This window comes from Sphaerochaeta sp. (genome assembly GCF_050256055.1).
GTDB lineage: Bacteria > Spirochaetota > Spirochaetia > Sphaerochaetales > Sphaerochaetaceae > Sphaerochaeta.
On sequence record NZ_JBFWIJ010000018.1, the window covers coordinates 18,323 to 35,061 of the forward strand.

14 protein-coding genes are annotated in these 16,739 nt (G+C 52.9%); 7 read left to right on the plus strand and 7 right to left on the minus strand.

Going from position 1 to position 16,739, the window contains the following annotated elements; all coding sequences use genetic code 11:
• Window positions 1-173: 173 nt before the first annotated feature.
• From xdh to AB7C91_RS08460, 4 genes are all read left to right on the plus strand, one after another.
• Window positions 174-2,753 (plus strand): selenium-dependent xanthine dehydrogenase, encoded by a 2,580-nt coding sequence (gene xdh, locus AB7C91_RS08445; protein WP_332446027.1) that lies wholly within the window; start codon window positions 174-176, stop codon window positions 2,751-2,753.
• Window positions 2,754-2,766: 13 nt separating this feature from the next.
• On the plus strand, window positions 2,767-3,399 hold the full coding sequence (locus AB7C91_RS08450; RefSeq protein ID WP_332446026.1) for a class I SAM-dependent methyltransferase: 633 nt from the start codon (window positions 2,767-2,769) through the stop codon (window positions 3,397-3,399).
• Window positions 3,400-3,665: 266 nt separating this feature from the next.
• On the plus strand, window positions 3,666-4,571 hold the full coding sequence (locus AB7C91_RS08455; protein ID WP_428590573.1) for an AraC family transcriptional regulator: 906 nt from the start codon (window positions 3,666-3,668) through the stop codon (window positions 4,569-4,571).
• 101 nt (window positions 4,572-4,672) lie between these two features.
• Window positions 4,673-5,953 (plus strand): amidohydrolase family protein, encoded by a 1,281-nt coding sequence (locus AB7C91_RS08460; RefSeq protein WP_428590576.1) that lies wholly within the window; start codon window positions 4,673-4,675, stop codon window positions 5,951-5,953.
• Here AB7C91_RS08460 and AB7C91_RS08465 read toward each other — a convergent pair.
• The gene (locus AB7C91_RS08465) at window positions 5,897-6,253 is read right to left on the minus strand and encodes a hypothetical protein (RefSeq protein ID WP_332446023.1); all 357 of its coding nucleotides are present in this window, start codon (window positions 6,251-6,253) and stop codon (window positions 5,897-5,899) included. The two genes, AB7C91_RS08460 and AB7C91_RS08465, sit on opposite strands and share 57 nt — an antisense overlap.
• A gap of 145 nt (window positions 6,254-6,398) precedes the next feature.
• Here AB7C91_RS08465 and AB7C91_RS08470 point away from each other — a divergent pair, with 145 nt between their 5' ends.
• Window positions 6,399-7,823: a nitronate monooxygenase gene (locus AB7C91_RS08470; RefSeq protein ID WP_332446022.1), complete on the plus strand. Its 1,425-nt coding sequence runs from the start codon at window positions 6,399-6,401 to the stop codon at window positions 7,821-7,823.
• Here AB7C91_RS08470 and AB7C91_RS08475 read toward each other — a convergent pair.
• The 5 genes from AB7C91_RS08475 to AB7C91_RS08495 all read right to left on the minus strand — a co-directional run bounded on the left by AB7C91_RS08475 (window position 7,820) and on the right by AB7C91_RS08495 (window position 12,494).
• Window positions 7,820-8,191, minus strand: coding sequence for a pyridoxamine 5'-phosphate oxidase family protein (locus AB7C91_RS08475; RefSeq protein WP_428590580.1), 372 nt, complete (start codon window positions 8,189-8,191; stop codon window positions 7,820-7,822). The genes AB7C91_RS08470 and AB7C91_RS08475 overlap by 4 nt on opposite strands.
• Before the next feature lie 146 nt (window positions 8,192-8,337).
• The gene (locus tag AB7C91_RS08480) at window positions 8,338-9,507 is read right to left on the minus strand and encodes an iron-containing alcohol dehydrogenase (protein WP_428590583.1); all 1,170 of its coding nucleotides are present in this window, start codon (window positions 9,505-9,507) and stop codon (window positions 8,338-8,340) included.
• Window positions 9,508-9,622: 115 nt separating this feature from the next.
• Window positions 9,623-10,924, minus strand: a complete 1,302-nt coding sequence (locus tag AB7C91_RS08485; RefSeq protein ID WP_428590586.1) for a TRAP transporter large permease — start codon at window positions 10,922-10,924, stop codon at window positions 9,623-9,625.
• Window positions 10,921-11,412, minus strand: coding sequence for a TRAP transporter small permease (locus AB7C91_RS08490; RefSeq protein ID WP_332446018.1), 492 nt, complete (start codon window positions 11,410-11,412; stop codon window positions 10,921-10,923). The genes AB7C91_RS08485 and AB7C91_RS08490 overlap by 4 nt, the downstream gene beginning before the upstream one ends.
• An 80-nt stretch (window positions 11,413-11,492) precedes the next feature.
• Window positions 11,493-12,494, minus strand: coding sequence for a TRAP transporter substrate-binding protein (locus AB7C91_RS08495; protein WP_332446017.1), 1,002 nt, complete (start codon window positions 12,492-12,494; stop codon window positions 11,493-11,495).
• A 221-nt stretch (window positions 12,495-12,715) separates the two neighbouring features.
• Between AB7C91_RS08495 and AB7C91_RS08500 the strand changes: the two genes are divergently transcribed.
• Entirely contained in the window at window positions 12,716-14,239 is a 1,524-nt protein-coding gene (locus tag AB7C91_RS08500) for a sensor histidine kinase (protein ID WP_332446016.1), read from the plus strand.
• Complete coding sequence (locus AB7C91_RS08505; RefSeq protein ID WP_332446015.1) at window positions 14,217-15,710, plus strand: response regulator; 1,494 nt, start codon at window positions 14,217-14,219, stop codon at window positions 15,708-15,710. Before AB7C91_RS08500 ends, AB7C91_RS08505 begins: the two co-directional genes overlap by 23 nt.
• Here AB7C91_RS08505 and AB7C91_RS08510 read toward each other — a convergent pair.
• Window positions 15,650-16,726 carry a GntR family transcriptional regulator gene (locus AB7C91_RS08510; protein WP_428590592.1) on the minus strand — a complete coding sequence of 359 codons (1,077 nt, stop codon included), beginning with the start codon at window positions 16,724-16,726 and terminating at the stop codon, window positions 15,650-15,652. The genes AB7C91_RS08505 and AB7C91_RS08510 overlap by 61 nt on opposite strands.
• Window positions 16,727-16,739 lie beyond the last annotated feature (13 nt).

Sequence of the window (16,739 nt, forward strand, 5' to 3'; positions counted from 1 at the left end):
AATGCAACAAATTATGTCTTTACGCAACAAGCAGTTGACTTTTTGCGCTTTGACAGAGAAAATGTGGATGTATAGCATCACAGACCGTGGTATCCTTCACTGGATGCTGACGCTAAGCGGCTAGCACCTGTTCCCACCCTTTCAAGAGACACGTCCCCCCCAAAGAGGATGTGATGGAGAGCACAGCTATGTATGCATTCAGCGTAAATGGGAATCCCATCACCTATGATGGTGAAGATAAGAAGCTCCTTCGATTTCTCCGGGAAAACCTGAATCTCACCGGTACGAAGGACGGATGCAGTGAAGGAGCCTGCGGGACTTGCACGGTATTGGTCGACGGGGTCAAGATGAAAGCATGCGCCATCTCCCTTTCCCGTCTGCAAGGAAAATCGGTCACCACCATCGAGGGGCTGAGTGAACGGGAAAAGGAAGTCTATGCTTTCTGTTTCGCCGAAGCCGGGGCTGTACAGTGCGGCTACTGCACCCCGGGGATGATCATCAGTGCAAAAAGTTTGCTTGATACCAACCTGAAGCCGAGCTTCGAGGAAGTGCGTAAAGCCATCAAAGGCAACATCTGCCGTTGTACCGGATACAAAAAAATCGAACAGGCCATCCTGATGGCTGCCGAATACCTGAGGGAAGAACGGGCAGTCCCCACGGAGGAAGAGGAACCGAGGCTGGACAAACGGTATAGGCGCATCGATGCAGAGCCCAAGGCGTTGGGAAAAGGCCTCTATGCCGATGATATCCGCATTCCCGGAATGCTGTACGGTAAAGCCGTCCGGTCCGCCTACCCCCGTGCACGCGTGGTGAGCGTGGATGCAACGAAGGCTATACAGCATCCTGATTTTGTGCGTCTCTTCACCAGTGATGATGTGCCCCACAACATCATCGGGCACGTCAAGCAGGATTGGCCGGTATTCATCCCCATCGGATCGGTCACCCGTTACACCGGGGATGCGATCTGCCTGGTCGTCGGCAGATCGGTGGAAAGTCTCGAACACCTGGCAAGTCTGGTCCAGGTTTCCTATGAGGTGCTGGAACCGGTGCTCGACATCCATAAGGCCCTTGAAATCGATTCCCCCAAAGTCCATGAGGACGGAAACTTGCTTTCCCTGGAACACATCAAGCGGGGAAACGTGGATGAGGCGATCAAGCAAAGCAAGCATGTCATTACCAAGACCTACACCACCCCGTATACAGAGCATGCCTTCATGGAACCTGAGTGTGCGGTGGCGCTTCCCGAAGGTGAGCAGGGGGTGTTGGTCCATACCTCCGGCCAATCGATCTATGATGAACAGCATGAGATTTGCGAAATGCTCCAACTCCCCCAAGAGATGGTGCACTGCCACAGCATGCTCGTCGGCGGCGGTTTCGGCGGCAAGGAGGATATGAGCGTCCAGCACCATGCAGCTCTTGCTGCATGGATTCTCAAGCAACCGGTGAAGGTCAAACTCAGCAGGCAGGAAAGCCTGACCGTCCATCCCAAACGGCATCCGATGGAAATCGAGTTGACCACCGCCTGTGACGAAAACGGCAGGCTGACTGCCATGAAAGCAATCATATTGGCCAATACGGGTGCATATGCATCCCTCGGGGGACCGGTGCTCCAACGGGCCTGCACCCATGCATCAGGGCCATATAATTTCCAGAATTTCGAAGTTTTGGGCAAAGCCATCTACACCAATATGGTTCCCGCCGGAGCCTTTCGCGGATTCGGTGTCACCCAAAGCTGTTTTGCCGTGGAGTCGAACATCAACCTGCTCTCGGATGCGGTGGGTATGGACTATTACCAGTTCAGACGCTTGAATGCCCTCAAGAGCGGAGATACGATGCCCAACGGACAGATAGCCGGCGTGGATACGGGCATCATTGAATGTTTGGAAGCGGTCAAGGATGCCTATTACGCATCACCAAGAGCAGGAATTGCCTGCGGGTTCAAGAACAGCGGACTGGGTGTCGGATTCCCCGATACCGGAAGATGCATCCTCTCCATCGAGCAAGGAATCGTGCATATCAGGACAAGTGCGGCTTGCATGGGGCAAGGAGTCGCCACCGTCTGCATCCAGATGCTCGGTCAGACGTGTTCACTCTCTTCCGACCAAATTGTGGTGGAGGATCCGGACACCACCCGCACTCCTGACAGCGGTACCAGTACCGCCAGCCGCCAGTCGGTGTTCACCGGAGAGGCGGTACGCCGTGCGGCGATCAAGCTGAACGAGGAATTGAAGAAGCATACCTTGCAGGAACTTGAAGGCAGGGAATTCTCTGGGGAGTATACATCGATCACCGACCCAATCAACTCAACAAAGGAACACCCGGTCAGTCATGTAGCCTACAGCTATTCGGCTCAGGTGGTCATCCTTGATGAACAAGGCAAGCTTGAGAAAGTGGTTGCGGCCTGTGACGTCGGTCAGGTGGTCAACCATCAGGCGTTGACCGGACAGATCGAAGGCGGGGTGACCATGGGATTGGGGTACGGACTTACCGAGGATTTCCCGATCGAGGAAGGGCAGTTGAAGGTGCGCTACGGGACGCTGGGACTGCTGCGTTCCACCGATGTCCCCCCCATTGAGGTACACCTTGTCGAAGGACCGGGCAAGCATCCCATCGCCTACGGAGTGAAAGGTGTCGGAGAATTGACCACCATCCCGACCGCCCCGGCCTGTCAAAACGCCTATTACCGCTATGACGGCAAGTTCAGGACATCCCTGCCGCTCGAAGGCACTGCATATCGGAAGGAGAAATCGTAAAAAGGAGGTACCGATGAGGGAACGCAAGGTCAGTACAGGTCTTTTCAATTTCATCGCTCCGGTCTACGGCTTGTTCTTCACCTATCAAAGGAAACGATATGGGAAAACGCTGGAAGCCATGCATGATCTGTTTACCACCGATTCCGTTGCAACCATCCTTGATGTAGGCTGTGGGACCGGAGCCTTGTGCAGAGCGTTCGCTGATTTGGGTTTCCGTGTTACCGGGGTGGACCCTGCCCTTAGGATGCTCCAGATTGCCAGAAACAAGAACCAAGGCAAACCGATGGAATTCATTGAAGCAGACGCAACCCAAGGCCTCCCCTTCGCCGATCGACAGTTCGACGTGGTCATCGCCAGCTATGTCGCCCATGGAATGAAAAGCGAGCAACGCAAGAAGCTGTATCACCAGATGAGTAGGGTCGCGAAGCACCATGTCATCATCCATGACTACAACGCCAAACGATCGCCTTTCACCAGCTTCATTGAGTATCTGGAAGGAGGCGATTATTTTCATTTCATCGGTCATGCACAAACGGAAATGGAAACATGCATCCATGATTTGCAACGCTGCTTTGCAAAGGTTGAAGTGATCCAGGTAGGCAAACGAGCCAACTGGTACCTCTGTACACCCGAGGTGTCCGACTAGGACGTTCGCAGTACTTCCTTAAGAAAATGGATCGGGGAATCAGAAATTTTCCAGTATCACCGGGTGATGAGAAACAAGGTTCGTTTTTTATCGATATACATATGATCGGCTTGCCCTCCCTTGATGGCACACAGAGTCTACCGATGTGCTGTCCCCAGCGTGAGGATGACCAGGATCGTCAACCAAAAGCACGAACCACCTTTCCCCACTGATTGGGTGGCATGGTTTTGCACACGAGCCTTGCAAAGCTCGCAGCATTGTGCATCATGGAAGAGGAAACATACGACTATCCTGGACATACTTATCGTGAGGTCAGAACGATGCAATGGATTGAACGATTGAATGAAGCGCTGCTCTATATCGAAGATCATTTGGAAGGCGACATATCCTATGCACAAGCATCACGGTTGGCGAATTGCTCGACCTACCACTTCCAACGGATGTTCACCTATATTGCAGGGGTCCCGCTGGGAGAGTATATCCGTAGACGCAGGCTCACCAAGGCCGCCCTGGCGTTGCAACGAGGCGCCAAAGTCTTGGATGTCGCCCTGTTGTATGGATACGACTCCCCCACCTCCTTCAACCGGGCGTTCCAGGCTGTGCACGGCCTGACGCCGTCTGAGGCGAAGAAGGAAGGAGCGGCACTGAAAGCCTATCCGAAGATCAGCTTCAGTTTGACCATCAAAGGAGAACAGGAAATGGAGTATCGGATTGAACGCAAAGATGCGTTTCGCGTAGTAGGGGCTTCCTGCTCCCTTCCCAAGGACATGGAGGAGAGCATGCAAGTGGTCCCCCGCTTCTGGAATGAGAAAGCCAAGGATGGAACCATCGCAAAACTTTGCTCCCTCCTTGGAGAAGGACAGGGATTGCTGGGCATCTGCACGAATTCAGATGAAGAGAAGCAGATGATGTATACCATCGGTGTCGCATTACCCGAAGGCATGATCGAAGGTATGGAAAGCAGAATGATTGATGCATCCCTCTGGGCGGTTTTTCCCGGGCGTGGCCCGATGCCCGGAACCATTCAAGCGGTGGAACGGCGCATCATGACCGAATGGCTTCCATCCAGCGGGTACGAGTTCGCAAATGGGGTCGACATGGAGGTCTACCTCGATGACGACCCGTCAAACCAGAGTTTCGAAGTCTGGATGCCAATCAAACAGCAAGCCTAAAACGGACAAAGAGGAAGAAGGGGCCGAATTCGTTCCCTTCTTCCTTGTTCCAGACGTCGCATGCCCTTCAAATTCACTTCTGCTCTGTGGTATCCTTGGACATGCTGCTTACCAACACCCGTTTTCTGGACGAAACGTTTCACCTCAGATACGCTGATATCAGGATCCATGATGCACACATAGTGGAAATTGACGAGCAACTCGAGCCGCTGGCAAATGAAGCGGTCATCGACTGCTCCTCCTACCTGCTTTACCCGGGCCTGATCGACGCACACGTCCATACCCCGGATACACTTCTGCGTGGAATTTTCTGTGATATGAGCCTGCACCAATGGGGTGATCAAAGCGAGCAAGGGCAATTGCAGCAACGGCTCTTCGACTATCTTGATCAACATGCATCCAAGACTGAATTCCTCACGCTTGTCCAATATGCCTATCTGCAATATCTGAAAAACGGGGTGGTATGCATCATTGAGACCGGACAAGCCGATGATTCATGCCTGATGCTGGAAAAAGGGGCCTTGCAGGTTGGCATAAAGGCCTTGGTCGACTGGTACGATGAAGCAGTCGCTTCCGACCTAATGCATACGAACCTCAGAAGAGGCACGCATCTTCCCGAGGAAGAGGACCTTGAACAGTATTCCCTTGAGCTGACGGTCAAACGCGTACGGGAAACCGGGTGGCCCTTGATGACCCACTGTCTGGAAACCGAATTCCGCAGGCAGGAAAGCTTGCGTAAATTCGGATGTTCAACGGTAAAACTCCTGGATGAATATCAGTTGCTCGGTCCCAACACCATCCTGTTCCATTGCATTGAAACCGATGAGGAAGACCGCCGGCTGCTTGCAAAAAGCCAGGCACATCTCGTACATTGTCCGGTATCGAACCAGCTGGCAAGTGAACACAGCATGGCGCTGGATGAACTGCTCCAGCGTGGTTCGCATCTCGGTTTGGGCACCGACTTTCTCACCCATGACCTTTGGGAGGTCATGCGATGCACCTACCGAGAGCTCAAGACCTCAGACAATCCAGATCGCTATGATGCGGCGACCGTGTGGAAAATGGCCACCAATTCCCCCTGCCCTGATCTCTATCAGGGATCGATCGCCGTAGGGAATTCCGCCGACCTGCTCTTCATTCGGGACAACAGCAGACTCTCCCCGCTTTTGCAGCTCTCCACGTTCTCCAATGCGGCTTTCAACACGCTCATGTACACACAACAGGATATGATCGAGCATGTGATGATCAGCGGATCATTCGCCCTGTTCCACGGCAAAAGTCCATCCATTGATGAAGTACAGCTGGAAAACGACTACCAGGCATTGCTAGAGACGATTTTCTCCAAGGATCTCATCCAACAAACCGATCGCGAGCTCCAATGATCGGATCCTTCGCTCGAGCAGGGTATGCTGGGGCTTCGCATTACCAAGAGAATCCCGGGAACGGATGATGGTGGGAAGCAGAGCTGACAGTATATCACGGGCAATGGAGAGTTCTGCATACGAATAGGCAACCTTGGAGGGATCCTGGATTACCGCCAACCCGATGCGTGAGGCCTCAAGCCGTTGTTTGGCAACGGCGATCGAGCTGTGATGAATATCCATCGTATTGCAGGCTTTTTCCAGTTTCCTGATGGTTGATGCAAATGAAGCGATCGCTTCGCGCTGCCTATCCTGATCCATACCGGGATTGTACCGGAAGGGTCTTCTCCGGACAAGGATCTGGATACAGGAAAACAAGAAAGTCTTTATCAACACTTTGACATTTTTTGTAAATATGTTAGATTACGAGCAAGGACGGAATAGACCTTCGTCCCCAAGGAAGCATATGAAGAAACCAACCATACAAGCAATCCTCTCTCGCTTAAAACAAGAAGCTCAGGCTTGCAAAGCCTTTCTCCATCTCGAACAAACCCTTGACCGCATTCTCAAGGCAACCACCACCTGGCCTGCCTTGAGAATCGGGGATCTGGTGGCACCCACCCCGATCGTACAAGGGGGTATGGGCGTAGGCATCTCCCTCTCCTCCCTGGCAAGCGCGGTAGCCAACGCCGGAGGCATCGGCGTGGTGGCTGCAAACGGAATCGGGCTGTTGGAGCCCGATTATTACCAGGACGGGCAGCAGGCGAATCTGCGCGCTTTCCGCCGGGAAATCCGCAAGGCCCGCGAATTGAGCAAGGGGATCATCGGCGTGAACATCATGGTGGCCGTCAATGATTTCCACCAACTGCTCGATGTGGCCATCGAGGAAAAAGTCGACATTGTTTTTCTCGGAGCAGGACTTCCGATCAAGAATATTCCGGTACAGAAACTTCGCAGCGCACGGGTGAAAATCGCTCCGATCGTGAGCTCTGCCAGGGCGGTGGATATGATTTTCCGCATGTGGACCAAGCTCTATCAGGATATTCCCGATGCCGTAGTCTTCGAAGGTCCCCTTGCAGGAGGGCATCTGGGCTTTAGTGCCGAACAGTTGGACGATCCTTCCTACCAGCTTGAGGCCATCGTCCCGCAGATCATCGAGACACTCAAAGGTTTTGAATCGGAATATGGACGTTCCATCCCCGTGATTGCCGGCGGCGGCGTCTACAGCGGCAAGGACATCCACCGGGTCCTTTCCTTGGGCGCAAGTGCAGTCCAGATGGCGACCCGATTTGTTGCAACCGAGGAATGCGATGCAGACCGACGGTTCAAACAAGCGTATGTCGATTGCACCAAAGAGCAGATCGGCTTGATCAAGAGCCCGGTCGGGATGCCGGGAAGAGCCATCCGCAATTCCTTCATCCAGGATTCGGAAGACGGGAAACGTCCAGCCTTCACCTGTGCCTGGAAATGCTTGGCCACCTGTAAGGCACAGGCAGCCAACTATTGCATCTCCATCGCCTTGAACAATGCCAGAAGGGGATTGCTCAACAGCGGCTTCGTCTTCGCTGGTGCCAATGCATACCGAGTGAAGAAAATCGTGACCGTACCTTCTTTGGTGCGGGAGCTGGAAATCGGGTACCAACGCTCCGTACAGGCAAGACTTGCACGGGTATTGTCCAGGTTTGAAGTCCTCAAGGATGAATACCAGAAGGCAGAGGCAATGGTAACCGAGTTGGCAAAACGGTACGAGCAGGCGCTGCTCTCACTGCCCCATCAGACGGAGGTGCTGGCAAACCTGAAACGACAATACAGCAAGGCAGCCCTACAACTCGATCGTCTGAAATTGAAGATGACCGAGGCATTTGCCACCTCTTCGATCCTGCTTGCCTAGTGCAATGATTTCGCCCCGCTGTAGATTTCCTGGACATGGAGCACCAATGCACCATGGCCGGGATGCTTGGCGGGATTGAATGCTTTCATGAAGGTGAAATACGGCCCTTCGGTGTGATAACTGACCGTGCCCTTGAGTTGGTAGGAGATGTTGTCATCGGTGATGAAAAGCACCGAAGCCTTGGTCCCCGCCTCCACATTCTGCTTGGTCTTGCAGAAATAGTTATCGGCGACGACAATATCGGTATCCTCGTACAGGGAGATACACGTAACGTAGATGCTGTTCGGCATCCCTTGTGCATCGACGGTGGATAATACCACCGCCTTCTGTCGACGATTCCATGCTTCCTTGATAATTTCCGGCATCATATGGGTTCCTCCTCCCCATTGTAGGAAGAAGCAACGCCTGGCTCAAGAGAAATCCTGCGATTATCTCAAGATTACCCGGCCTTTCTTCCAGGCAAGAGGAATGTCCGCCCCGAATTGGAGGGAGCGGACGCATGCGTACGAGTTGCTCAGCAGAAGGACTTTTGATAGATGGAAAGACAATCCTCATCGGAGAGGGTCATGGGGTCTACGGTAAAGAGTCCCGCCATATTCTCCCTGGCATTCTCAACCATCTTCGCTAGTTCTTCGACCTTGATCCCGTACTCGGACATCTTCAGGGTGTCCACCCCGCACGCCTTCTGTAAATCCACCAGGGCATGCACGAAATCCATCGCCGAAGCGGCATCACTGCGTCCCAATGCCTTGGCCATGGCAATCATCCGCTGATCGCTGACATGGTGTTCTGCAATGTAGGTGTAATAGGCCTTGCTGATCATGATCAAACCGGCGCCGTGGGGCAGATTCGGGTGGAAGGCGCTCATGGCATGCTCCAGTGAGTGCTCGCTGATGCAACCGCTGGTCGACTCAACCATCCCCGCCAAGGTATTCGCCAACGCCACGTCCTCACGAGCCTGGAGATCGGCCCCATCATGGACGGCAGCAGCAAGGCTCTTACCCAACAATCGGATCGCTTCAAGGCTGTACAGGTCGCTGAAGGTATTCGCCGTCTTGTTCAGGTATCCTTCGGTACTATGGAACAATGCATCAAACCCTTGATAGGCGGTGAACGGGGACGGGACCGAGACCATCAAGGTGGGGTCGACGATGCTCAATACCGGGAAGGTAGCATCATTGCCCAAGCCGATCTTCTCCTGAGTTTCTTCCTTGGTGATCACCAACCACGGGTCTGCTTCGGTACCGGTGCCGGCAGTGGTGGTGATGGCAACCACAGGAAGCGGTTTCTCGGTCATCGGCTTTCCCTTACCGCTGCCCCCATTGACATAATCCCACAAATCTCCCGTATTGGTCGCCATGATGGCGATGGCCTTGGCTGAATCGATGACCGAGCCGCCGCCCAAGCCGATGACGAAGTCACACCCTGCTTGATTTGCGAGTTCTGCACCTTCGTTGACATGACGTTTGGCTGGATTTGCCTGAATCTTATCGAAGACCACGAAGGGAACCTGAGCTTGGTTCAATTGCGCTTCCAATTGGTCGAGATACCCGTTGCTTCGCGTCGATTTCCCTTGGGAAATTACAATGAGGGCCTTCTTACCCGGAAGTTTCTGCTCGGAAAGTCGGGAAAGACTATGGTTTCCGAACACAATCCTCGTAGGAATGTAATAGGTACTTTGCATCGTATCCTCCTTCATCAGTTTCTTCGAAAGTACTGCGTTTCTCCGTGGGAGGCAAGCAGAAAAAACCCTGCCATCGGTTAAGAAGGCAGGGCTTTCCGTACAAGAAATCGATTGATCAAGCCATCATGGCACCAGGGAGGAACATCGTCATCGCAGGCACAAAGGTCACCAGCATCAGATCGACGACCATCATGATGTAGAACGGCAGGATCGCCTTGGTGGCGGATTCGATGGAGATCTTACCGATCGAGCAACCGACGAAGAGTGCCGAACCCACAGGAGGCGTGGTCAGGCCGATGGCCAGGTTGAGGATCATCATGACACCGAACTGAATCGGGTCCATACCCAAGTGGGTCACCACGACCGGGTAGAGGATCGGGGTGGTGATGATGATCAGCGGAGCCATGTCCATGATGGTTCCCAATACCAGGAGCATCAGGTTGATCAACAGCAGCAGGACCACCCGGTTGTCACTGATGGCGAGCAACCCATTGGTGACTGCCTGCGGGATGCGCAAAAATGCCATCAGATACCCGAACGAGGAAGCGGCTGCAATCAGGCTCATGACCATGGCCAAGGTTCTGAGTGAGTTTCTTAGGATCGGACCCATCTGCTTCAGCGGAATCTCACGATACACAAAGAAGGTGATGATGAAGGCGTATACCGCCGCAACGGCTGCAGACTCGGTGGCGGTGAACACACCGCTGACGACACCACCCATGATGATGAGGATGGTAAACAGCCCGAAGAAGGCGTCGCGTGCAATCTTGAGGGTCTTTCTCCACCCGTTGCCCTTTTCCTTCGGATACCCGCGCTTGTAGGCAAGAATGGCCGTAGGGATCATCAAGAGCAGGCCAAGACCGACACCGGGGAAGAACCCGCCGAGGAAGAGCTTGCCAACGGAAACACCACCGCCGGCTGCCATGGCGAAAATGATCATATTGTGACTCGGAGGAATCAAGACACCCTCACAGGCACTGGTAACAGTGACGGCCACGGCGAAGTCGGCATCATAGCCGTCATCCACCATCATGGGGATCAGCATGGCCCCGATGGAGGACACGTCCGCAACCGCAGAACCGCTGATGCCTCCGAAGAACATCGAGGCAAGGATGTTCACCTGTGCCAAGCCGCCGCGTACACGGCCGATCAAAGCATTGGCGAAAGCAACCAATCGGCGGGAAATGCCGCCCTGGCTCATGATCTCACCGCTGAGGATGAAGAACGGGATGGCCAAAAGGCTGAAGGAGTTCACCCCGCTGACCAGACGCTGTACGATGGACATCATCGGCAGGTGCAGGTACATGGCGGTGAATACCGAGGAAATGAACAGGGAGAAGGTAATAGGGAACTTGATGATCAACAGACCGACGAACGTACCGATCAGGATCAGGATTCCCATGCTGGTATTCATCATGATTTTGCTCCTCCCTTGAATTTCTTAAGATCCTGTATACAGTAGATGAGCGCATACAGAATGATGAAAATGCCTGCAATCGGAAGCACTGCATAGTTGATGGAATTGGGAAGCTCGGTGGCGGGGAGGAATGATTTCGCACCATTGAGCGTGAGCTTCCAACCATATACGATCAGAATGAATCCGATCACGATCTCAAGCAAATACTTGATGATATCCAGTACATTGAAGAACATGACCGGCAGTTTTCTGGGCAATACCGATACATTGATATGCAGGTTCTCCTTGACACCGAGGGCCATGGAGATGAATGTAAACCAAATGACGATGACAAGGGAAATCTCTTCGGCCCAGCGGATTCCTGACTTAAATCCATACCGCAGGACGACGTTGAGGAAAACGATGACCACCATCGCCATCAACATCACCATGGCCAGCTTGAGAACCCATACAAATAAGGAGTCAAGTATTTTCTTGAACTGCTCCATGGGATACCTCCAATTCGAGTGATACGGCAAAAAGCGTGGGGTTTTTGCAAACCCCACACTCATTGTAAATGCAGACTACGTTATTTGACAGCCTTGATCTTCTCAACCCAAGCTCTTTGTGCATCATTGAGCTGGCTCTGATAGAGAGGAGCCATGGCAGCGGCAAACTCGGCCTGATTATTGATCTTGTTGATCTCGCAACCGGCTGCACGAACTTTGGCTTCACTCTTCTTCTCCATCTCGGCCCATGCAGCAACCTGCTTGGCCTGGGATTCCTTGGCAGCCTTCTTGATGATCGCCTGATCTTCGGCGGAAAGCTTGTCCATGGTGATCTTGGAAGCAATGATCATCTCAGGAACACGGGTGTGCTCGTCGATGGAATAGTACTTGGCAACTTCATAGTGGCTGGAAGAGTCATAGGAAGGCCAGTTGTTCTCTGCACCGTCAATGACGCCGGTCTGCAAGGCACTGTATACGTCGCCGTATGCCATCGGGGTGGGAACTGCACCGAGAGCCTGGACCAGACCCATCATCAGAGCGGATTCCTGAACACGGATCTTCATACCCTTGAGGTCTGCAACCGTGTAGATCGGCTTCTTGGTGTTGTAGAAGGAGCGGGCGCCGCTATCATAGTAGACCAGACCAACGAAACCTTTCTCCTGCATGGAATCAAGGAAGAACTGGCCGATGTCACCATTGAGAACCTTCCACATATGATCTGCATCGCGATAGAGGTACGGCATCTGCAGTGCATTCAACAGAGGCTGGAAAGAAGCCAGCGGGGAGATGGAAACACGAGTGAAGTCGATGCCGCCGAACTGAACCTGCTCGATGGCGCTCTTCTCGTCAGCCAACTGGCCCTGGGGATATACTTCAATCTTGATGCGACCATTGGTATACTCACCAACCAAGCGTGCAAATTCCTCGTCACCGACGACGGTGGGATAGCCGATGGGCTGGTTGTCTGCGAGGCGAAGTACAATCTGCTTCTGAGCAGTTGCAGCGGTTTCCTGACCACCCTGTGCGAAAGCCGGAGCTACCAGCAGAGCGACCAAAAGAAGGCTTAACATTACTTTCTTCATAGGTTCCTCCTTAAGGAACAAATTGGATTGGATTCTGTTATAGTATGGGCGACCTTATTCGATGCCGAAAGCCGGAAAAATCAGGAAACTTAGGCAATTTTTTACCTTTTGTCCTACTAAAACCGCATCATTGGTATAATATGTAATACTTTAGGACCAGAATCAAAGGCATTGGGAAGCACGCTCCTCCAAACCCTCGGAGCGTGGTATACTTTCACATCATGCACGACGACCAAACGGCTACCCGACAAATCCAAACCGGTACGCTCCGCACCTGGATGCTTTCCTACAACCTCGCCATGCTCAGTATCATCCTGGCCTTGGTCATCATACTCTTCAGCCTGGTGTTCTCCTTGCTGGCCCAGATGCAATACCGGAACAGCCGGTTCGAAGCCATCAACACGCTGTCCACCCAGCTGGGCCAAAGCCGTTCCCTGTTCCGCTCCATCACCGACGAACTGGACAGTGCAAAACGCGATGCATTGCTCGCTGACTATGCACTTCTGGACCGGGAATTGCAGATCACCTATCTGCGGCTTGCCGTCGATCATGACACCGACAGCAACCGATATTTCCTCTTTCGGGGAATCGGGAACGGTTTGAGTTTCATCGATGAATCCATGGAAAAACTCAAAACCATGAACCGGCAGACCCAAAGCCTTGAGTATTTCAACCTGTACTATACGGTTGATCGTGTCTTCAGCTATTTGCAGGACTACACGTTCAACCGCTATCTCTCCGCCGTAGTTGAGGCTGAAATCTCCTGGATGCGCATGGTCCAACACCAGATCACCAACTACCGGAACCTTTCCATCCTCCTGTTCCTGCTTATAGCCGTCGCCTACACCATCGCTGTCTACAAAATGACCATGCGCTTGGTCAAACCGGTCAACACCATGGTAACCATGGCCACCCAGATTTTCCACGGGCAGTTTGATGGGCAACCCGTACCCATCTCCGGTCCCGAGGAAATGCAGTACTTGGAGCAAAGTATGAACCGGATGCGGGACAGCCTGCGTGAACGCATGGAGATGATTGAAGCCAATGCAAATCTGGAAAAAATGGTGCACGCCCAGGAATTGGAACAAATGCGCACCACCAGAGAATTGGAAAAAGCACGGTACAAGGCATTGCAATCGCAGATTAATCCGCATTTTCTGTTCAACACCCTGAACATCATCAGCAGAACCGCTTTATTCGAGAATGCAAATGCCACCGTCGATCTGATCGACAACCTGGCATCCATCTTCCGCTACACCCTGGAGTATCATGATGATGTCTCGCTCAAGGATGAACTCCAATTTGTCCGTGAATACCTGACCATCCAACAATTCCGTTTCAAGGAGCGATTGACGTTTTCCATCGACTGTCCGCAGGAGTTCGAGGAATTGCGGATTCCACCCCTGGTGATCCAACCCTTGGTTGAGAATGCCATGATCCATGGGTTGGAACCGAAAGTGGAAGGGGGTTCGATCACCATCAAGGTGGAAAAAAACAACCGGCGGATATCCATCAGCATCGAGGATAGCGGAGTGGGAATTGATGTGACAAAATTGAACGAGCAGAAACCGGAAGGCAAGCAACATATCGGGATCAAGAATATTGCCGACCGTCTCAAGCTGTACTACAAAGGTCGGTCGGATGTGACCATCGTCCGCGCGAGCGAGGAAGGAGGGACGGTGGTGACCCTGTCCATCCCCAACCGCACAGGAGGCAAGAAGCATGTACACCCTGCTGATCGCTGATGACGAACCCCTGGAATGTGATGCCATCGAGCTGTTGGTGACACGGGCGAACCTTCCGCTTCGCGTCATCAAGGCGCGCAACGGAAAACAGGCGGTGGAACTTGCCGAACACTACAGCCCGCACCTGGCCTTTCTTGACATCCGTATGCCCGGTATGGACGGGCTGGAAGCGGCCAAACAAATCAGGGGGATCAAACCCGACTGCCACATCGTATTCCTTACCGCGTGGAGCACTTTTGAATTCGCCCAACAGGCCATCAGGCTGGGGGCCAGCGAATACTTGGTCAAACCGGTTCAACGCAAGGAAGTATATGACTTGCTCGATCGTCTGATCAGTGATCTGGATCAAAAGAAAGAGGATAAATTGCAGCAAACCCAGGAAATCAGGGAGGTACTGAACCTTTTTTCCCGGGAATTCTTTGCCGCGCTCAAATTCGGAAGGATCAATGAAGAAGCGATGCGAAGTTATTTCTCCATGCAAGGCATCACGATGGAAGAGGGAGTCGCATTGGTCATCGGAGGATTGACCGAAGAACAGATACCCCCGTTCTTCCAGCAAGGACGGACATGGGGGAAGCTGCAGATCAGCTACTTCCCTTCGATCGACCGCATCACCGTCCTGCTTTTCACCGTGCAGAACGTAAAAGTGGTGGAACAAATCGTCGGTTCGGTGGACGACTATGATTTGGTCGTCGGTTCGGGTATTCCGTTCACCTCATTTGCGCAGATTCCCCAATCCATCGCCACTGCATCGATCGCCTACTCCTATGCATATCGCCACCACACCCGCCTGCAGCGCTATAGTGAGGTGCTTCGCATGCCCAAGGACATCCAGAAGACCAGCGAACTGAATATGCAGATCATCAGCGATACGTTGGCCGGAAAGGTTGAAGCGGCACGGACGGCGGCACACCAATTGATCGACACCATCAACACCACCAATGAAACGGAAGAGGCGGGCATAGATGAGTTCCATCAACTTTTGACGGTCTTCACCTATGAACTGCACAAGGAAGTGCCACTGCTTAGACACGCTCCCATTCCCAAAAGCTCAGTGATGGAGCAGGAAATCTATTTGATGGACATGATCGACACTGCCTGCCAAGCCATCAAGCTCGATCGCAGGGACCGCTATGACCGTCCGTTCAAGTATGTGAAACAGTACCTCGATGAGCACATGGACAGCATCCTTTCTGTGGAGGACATGGCCAAGTTGGTGGGTATCAACAGCAAGTACTTCAGCCAACTGTGCAAGACATACCTCGGATCCACCTTCGTCGAGTACCTGACGAAAATCAGGATGGAAAAGGCTCATCAGCTCTTGGGGGAAGGCATCTATACGGTGCGCGAAGTCGCCCAACAGACCGGTTTTACCGACGGCAACTATTTTTCCCGGGTTTTCCGTCAATATTACGGATATAGTCCCTCTTCCTTGAAGGATGCTGTATCAGAGGATTCGAACGGCCACTGACGTGCCTGGACCAGAATGGTTGACTGGGGGATATCGGGTTTCTCGATATGCTCTAGCAATAAGGAAGCCGCGGTATAGCCGATATGGTAGAGCGGCTGGATGACCGAGTATTCATTGACCACTTCAAGCTCCGATGCGCTGACCCCGGCGGTAATGATCTGGGAATGACAATTTTTGGCCAGGCGCACCGCCACTTTGGAGAGGACTTGGTTCAAGGCAATGAACGCATCGTACGCTTCCAACTTCATTGCTTTCGGGTCAAGGAAGGTAATCGACTGCTCCTGATAATAGGCCACTTCATCGACCAATACCGTGGAAACACTGATACCCTGCTCGCTGCAGGCTCTCCTCACCCCTTCCAGCCGTTCTTCGGTGCTGCTGGTGGAAATACCGGAAAGCACCAAGGGACGGCGGATGCCGAGCTTGATCAATCGTTGCATCATGCGGTACATGGCATCGGTGTTGTCGCATTGGACTTTGCTCGAGTGGTTGTCCCAGACATATCGATCCAACTGGACCACGGGAATGGAGGCCTGTTTGGCCAAGGCAAGAACCTTACGGCTCACCACGGTTCCCGAATCGGTCAGAAGCGGGGAGAAGATCAACCCTTTCACCCCTTCCTGGATGAAGGATGCTATTTTCTGGACGACCGTCTCATCCCCCAGATGGGTATTGCAATACAGGGTATGGTAGTTGCGCTTCCATAGCGAATCATGGATGCCTTCCAGCAGAAAGGAGGCGAATGCAGGGGTGTAGTTGTCCAGAGCAATGCCGATGAGACCGGCATCCTCATTCTGCTTTTCACACGGAACTGCTGCCACGAATGTACCCAGACGCCCCTGGCGGTATTCGAGCACCCCTTCCCCAACCAATTGGCTGATCGCATTCCGTACGGTCACCCTGCTGACGGAAAACAGGCTGGAGAGCTGACGCTCAGAGAGAATCTGCTCTCCACTCTTCCAGAATCCTTCTTGAATGCGCGCCACAATGGCTTGATAGACAGCTTCAGATTTCACCAACTCACCCCTC

What these genes read in the sequence shown, in the direction of transcription:
- xdh (WP_332446027.1), top strand. Translation starts at nt 174, where the DNA reads ATGGAGAGCACAGCTATGTATGCATTCAGCGTAAATGGGAATCCCATC.
- AB7C91_RS08450 (WP_332446026.1), top strand. Translation starts at nt 2,767, where the DNA reads ATGAGGGAACGCAAGGTCAGTACAGGTCTTTTCAATTTCATCGCTCCG.
- AB7C91_RS08455 (WP_428590573.1), top strand. Translation starts at nt 3,666, where the DNA reads ATGGAAGAGGAAACATACGACTATCCTGGACATACTTATCGTGAGGTC.
- AB7C91_RS08460 (WP_428590576.1), top strand. Translation starts at nt 4,673, where the DNA reads ATGCTGCTTACCAACACCCGTTTTCTGGACGAAACGTTTCACCTCAGA.
- AB7C91_RS08465 (WP_332446023.1), bottom strand. Translation starts at nt 6,253, where the DNA reads ATGGATCAGGATAGGCAGCGCGAAGCGATCGCTTCATTTGCATCAACC.
- AB7C91_RS08470 (WP_332446022.1), top strand. Translation starts at nt 6,399, where the DNA reads ATGAAGAAACCAACCATACAAGCAATCCTCTCTCGCTTAAAACAAGAA.
- AB7C91_RS08475 (WP_428590580.1), bottom strand. Translation starts at nt 8,191, where the DNA reads ATGATGCCGGAAATTATCAAGGAAGCATGGAATCGTCGACAGAAGGCG.
- AB7C91_RS08480 (WP_428590583.1), bottom strand. Translation starts at nt 9,507, where the DNA reads ATGCAAAGTACCTATTACATTCCTACGAGGATTGTGTTCGGAAACCAT.
- AB7C91_RS08485 (WP_428590586.1), bottom strand. Translation starts at nt 10,924, where the DNA reads ATGATGAATACCAGCATGGGAATCCTGATCCTGATCGGTACGTTCGTC.
- AB7C91_RS08490 (WP_332446018.1), bottom strand. Translation starts at nt 11,412, where the DNA reads ATGGAGCAGTTCAAGAAAATACTTGACTCCTTATTTGTATGGGTTCTC.
- AB7C91_RS08495 (WP_332446017.1), bottom strand. Translation starts at nt 12,494, where the DNA reads ATGAAGAAAGTAATGTTAAGCCTTCTTTTGGTCGCTCTGCTGGTAGCT.
- AB7C91_RS08500 (WP_332446016.1), top strand. Translation starts at nt 12,716, where the DNA reads ATGCACGACGACCAAACGGCTACCCGACAAATCCAAACCGGTACGCTC.
- AB7C91_RS08505 (WP_332446015.1), top strand. Translation starts at nt 14,217, where the DNA reads ATGTACACCCTGCTGATCGCTGATGACGAACCCCTGGAATGTGATGCC.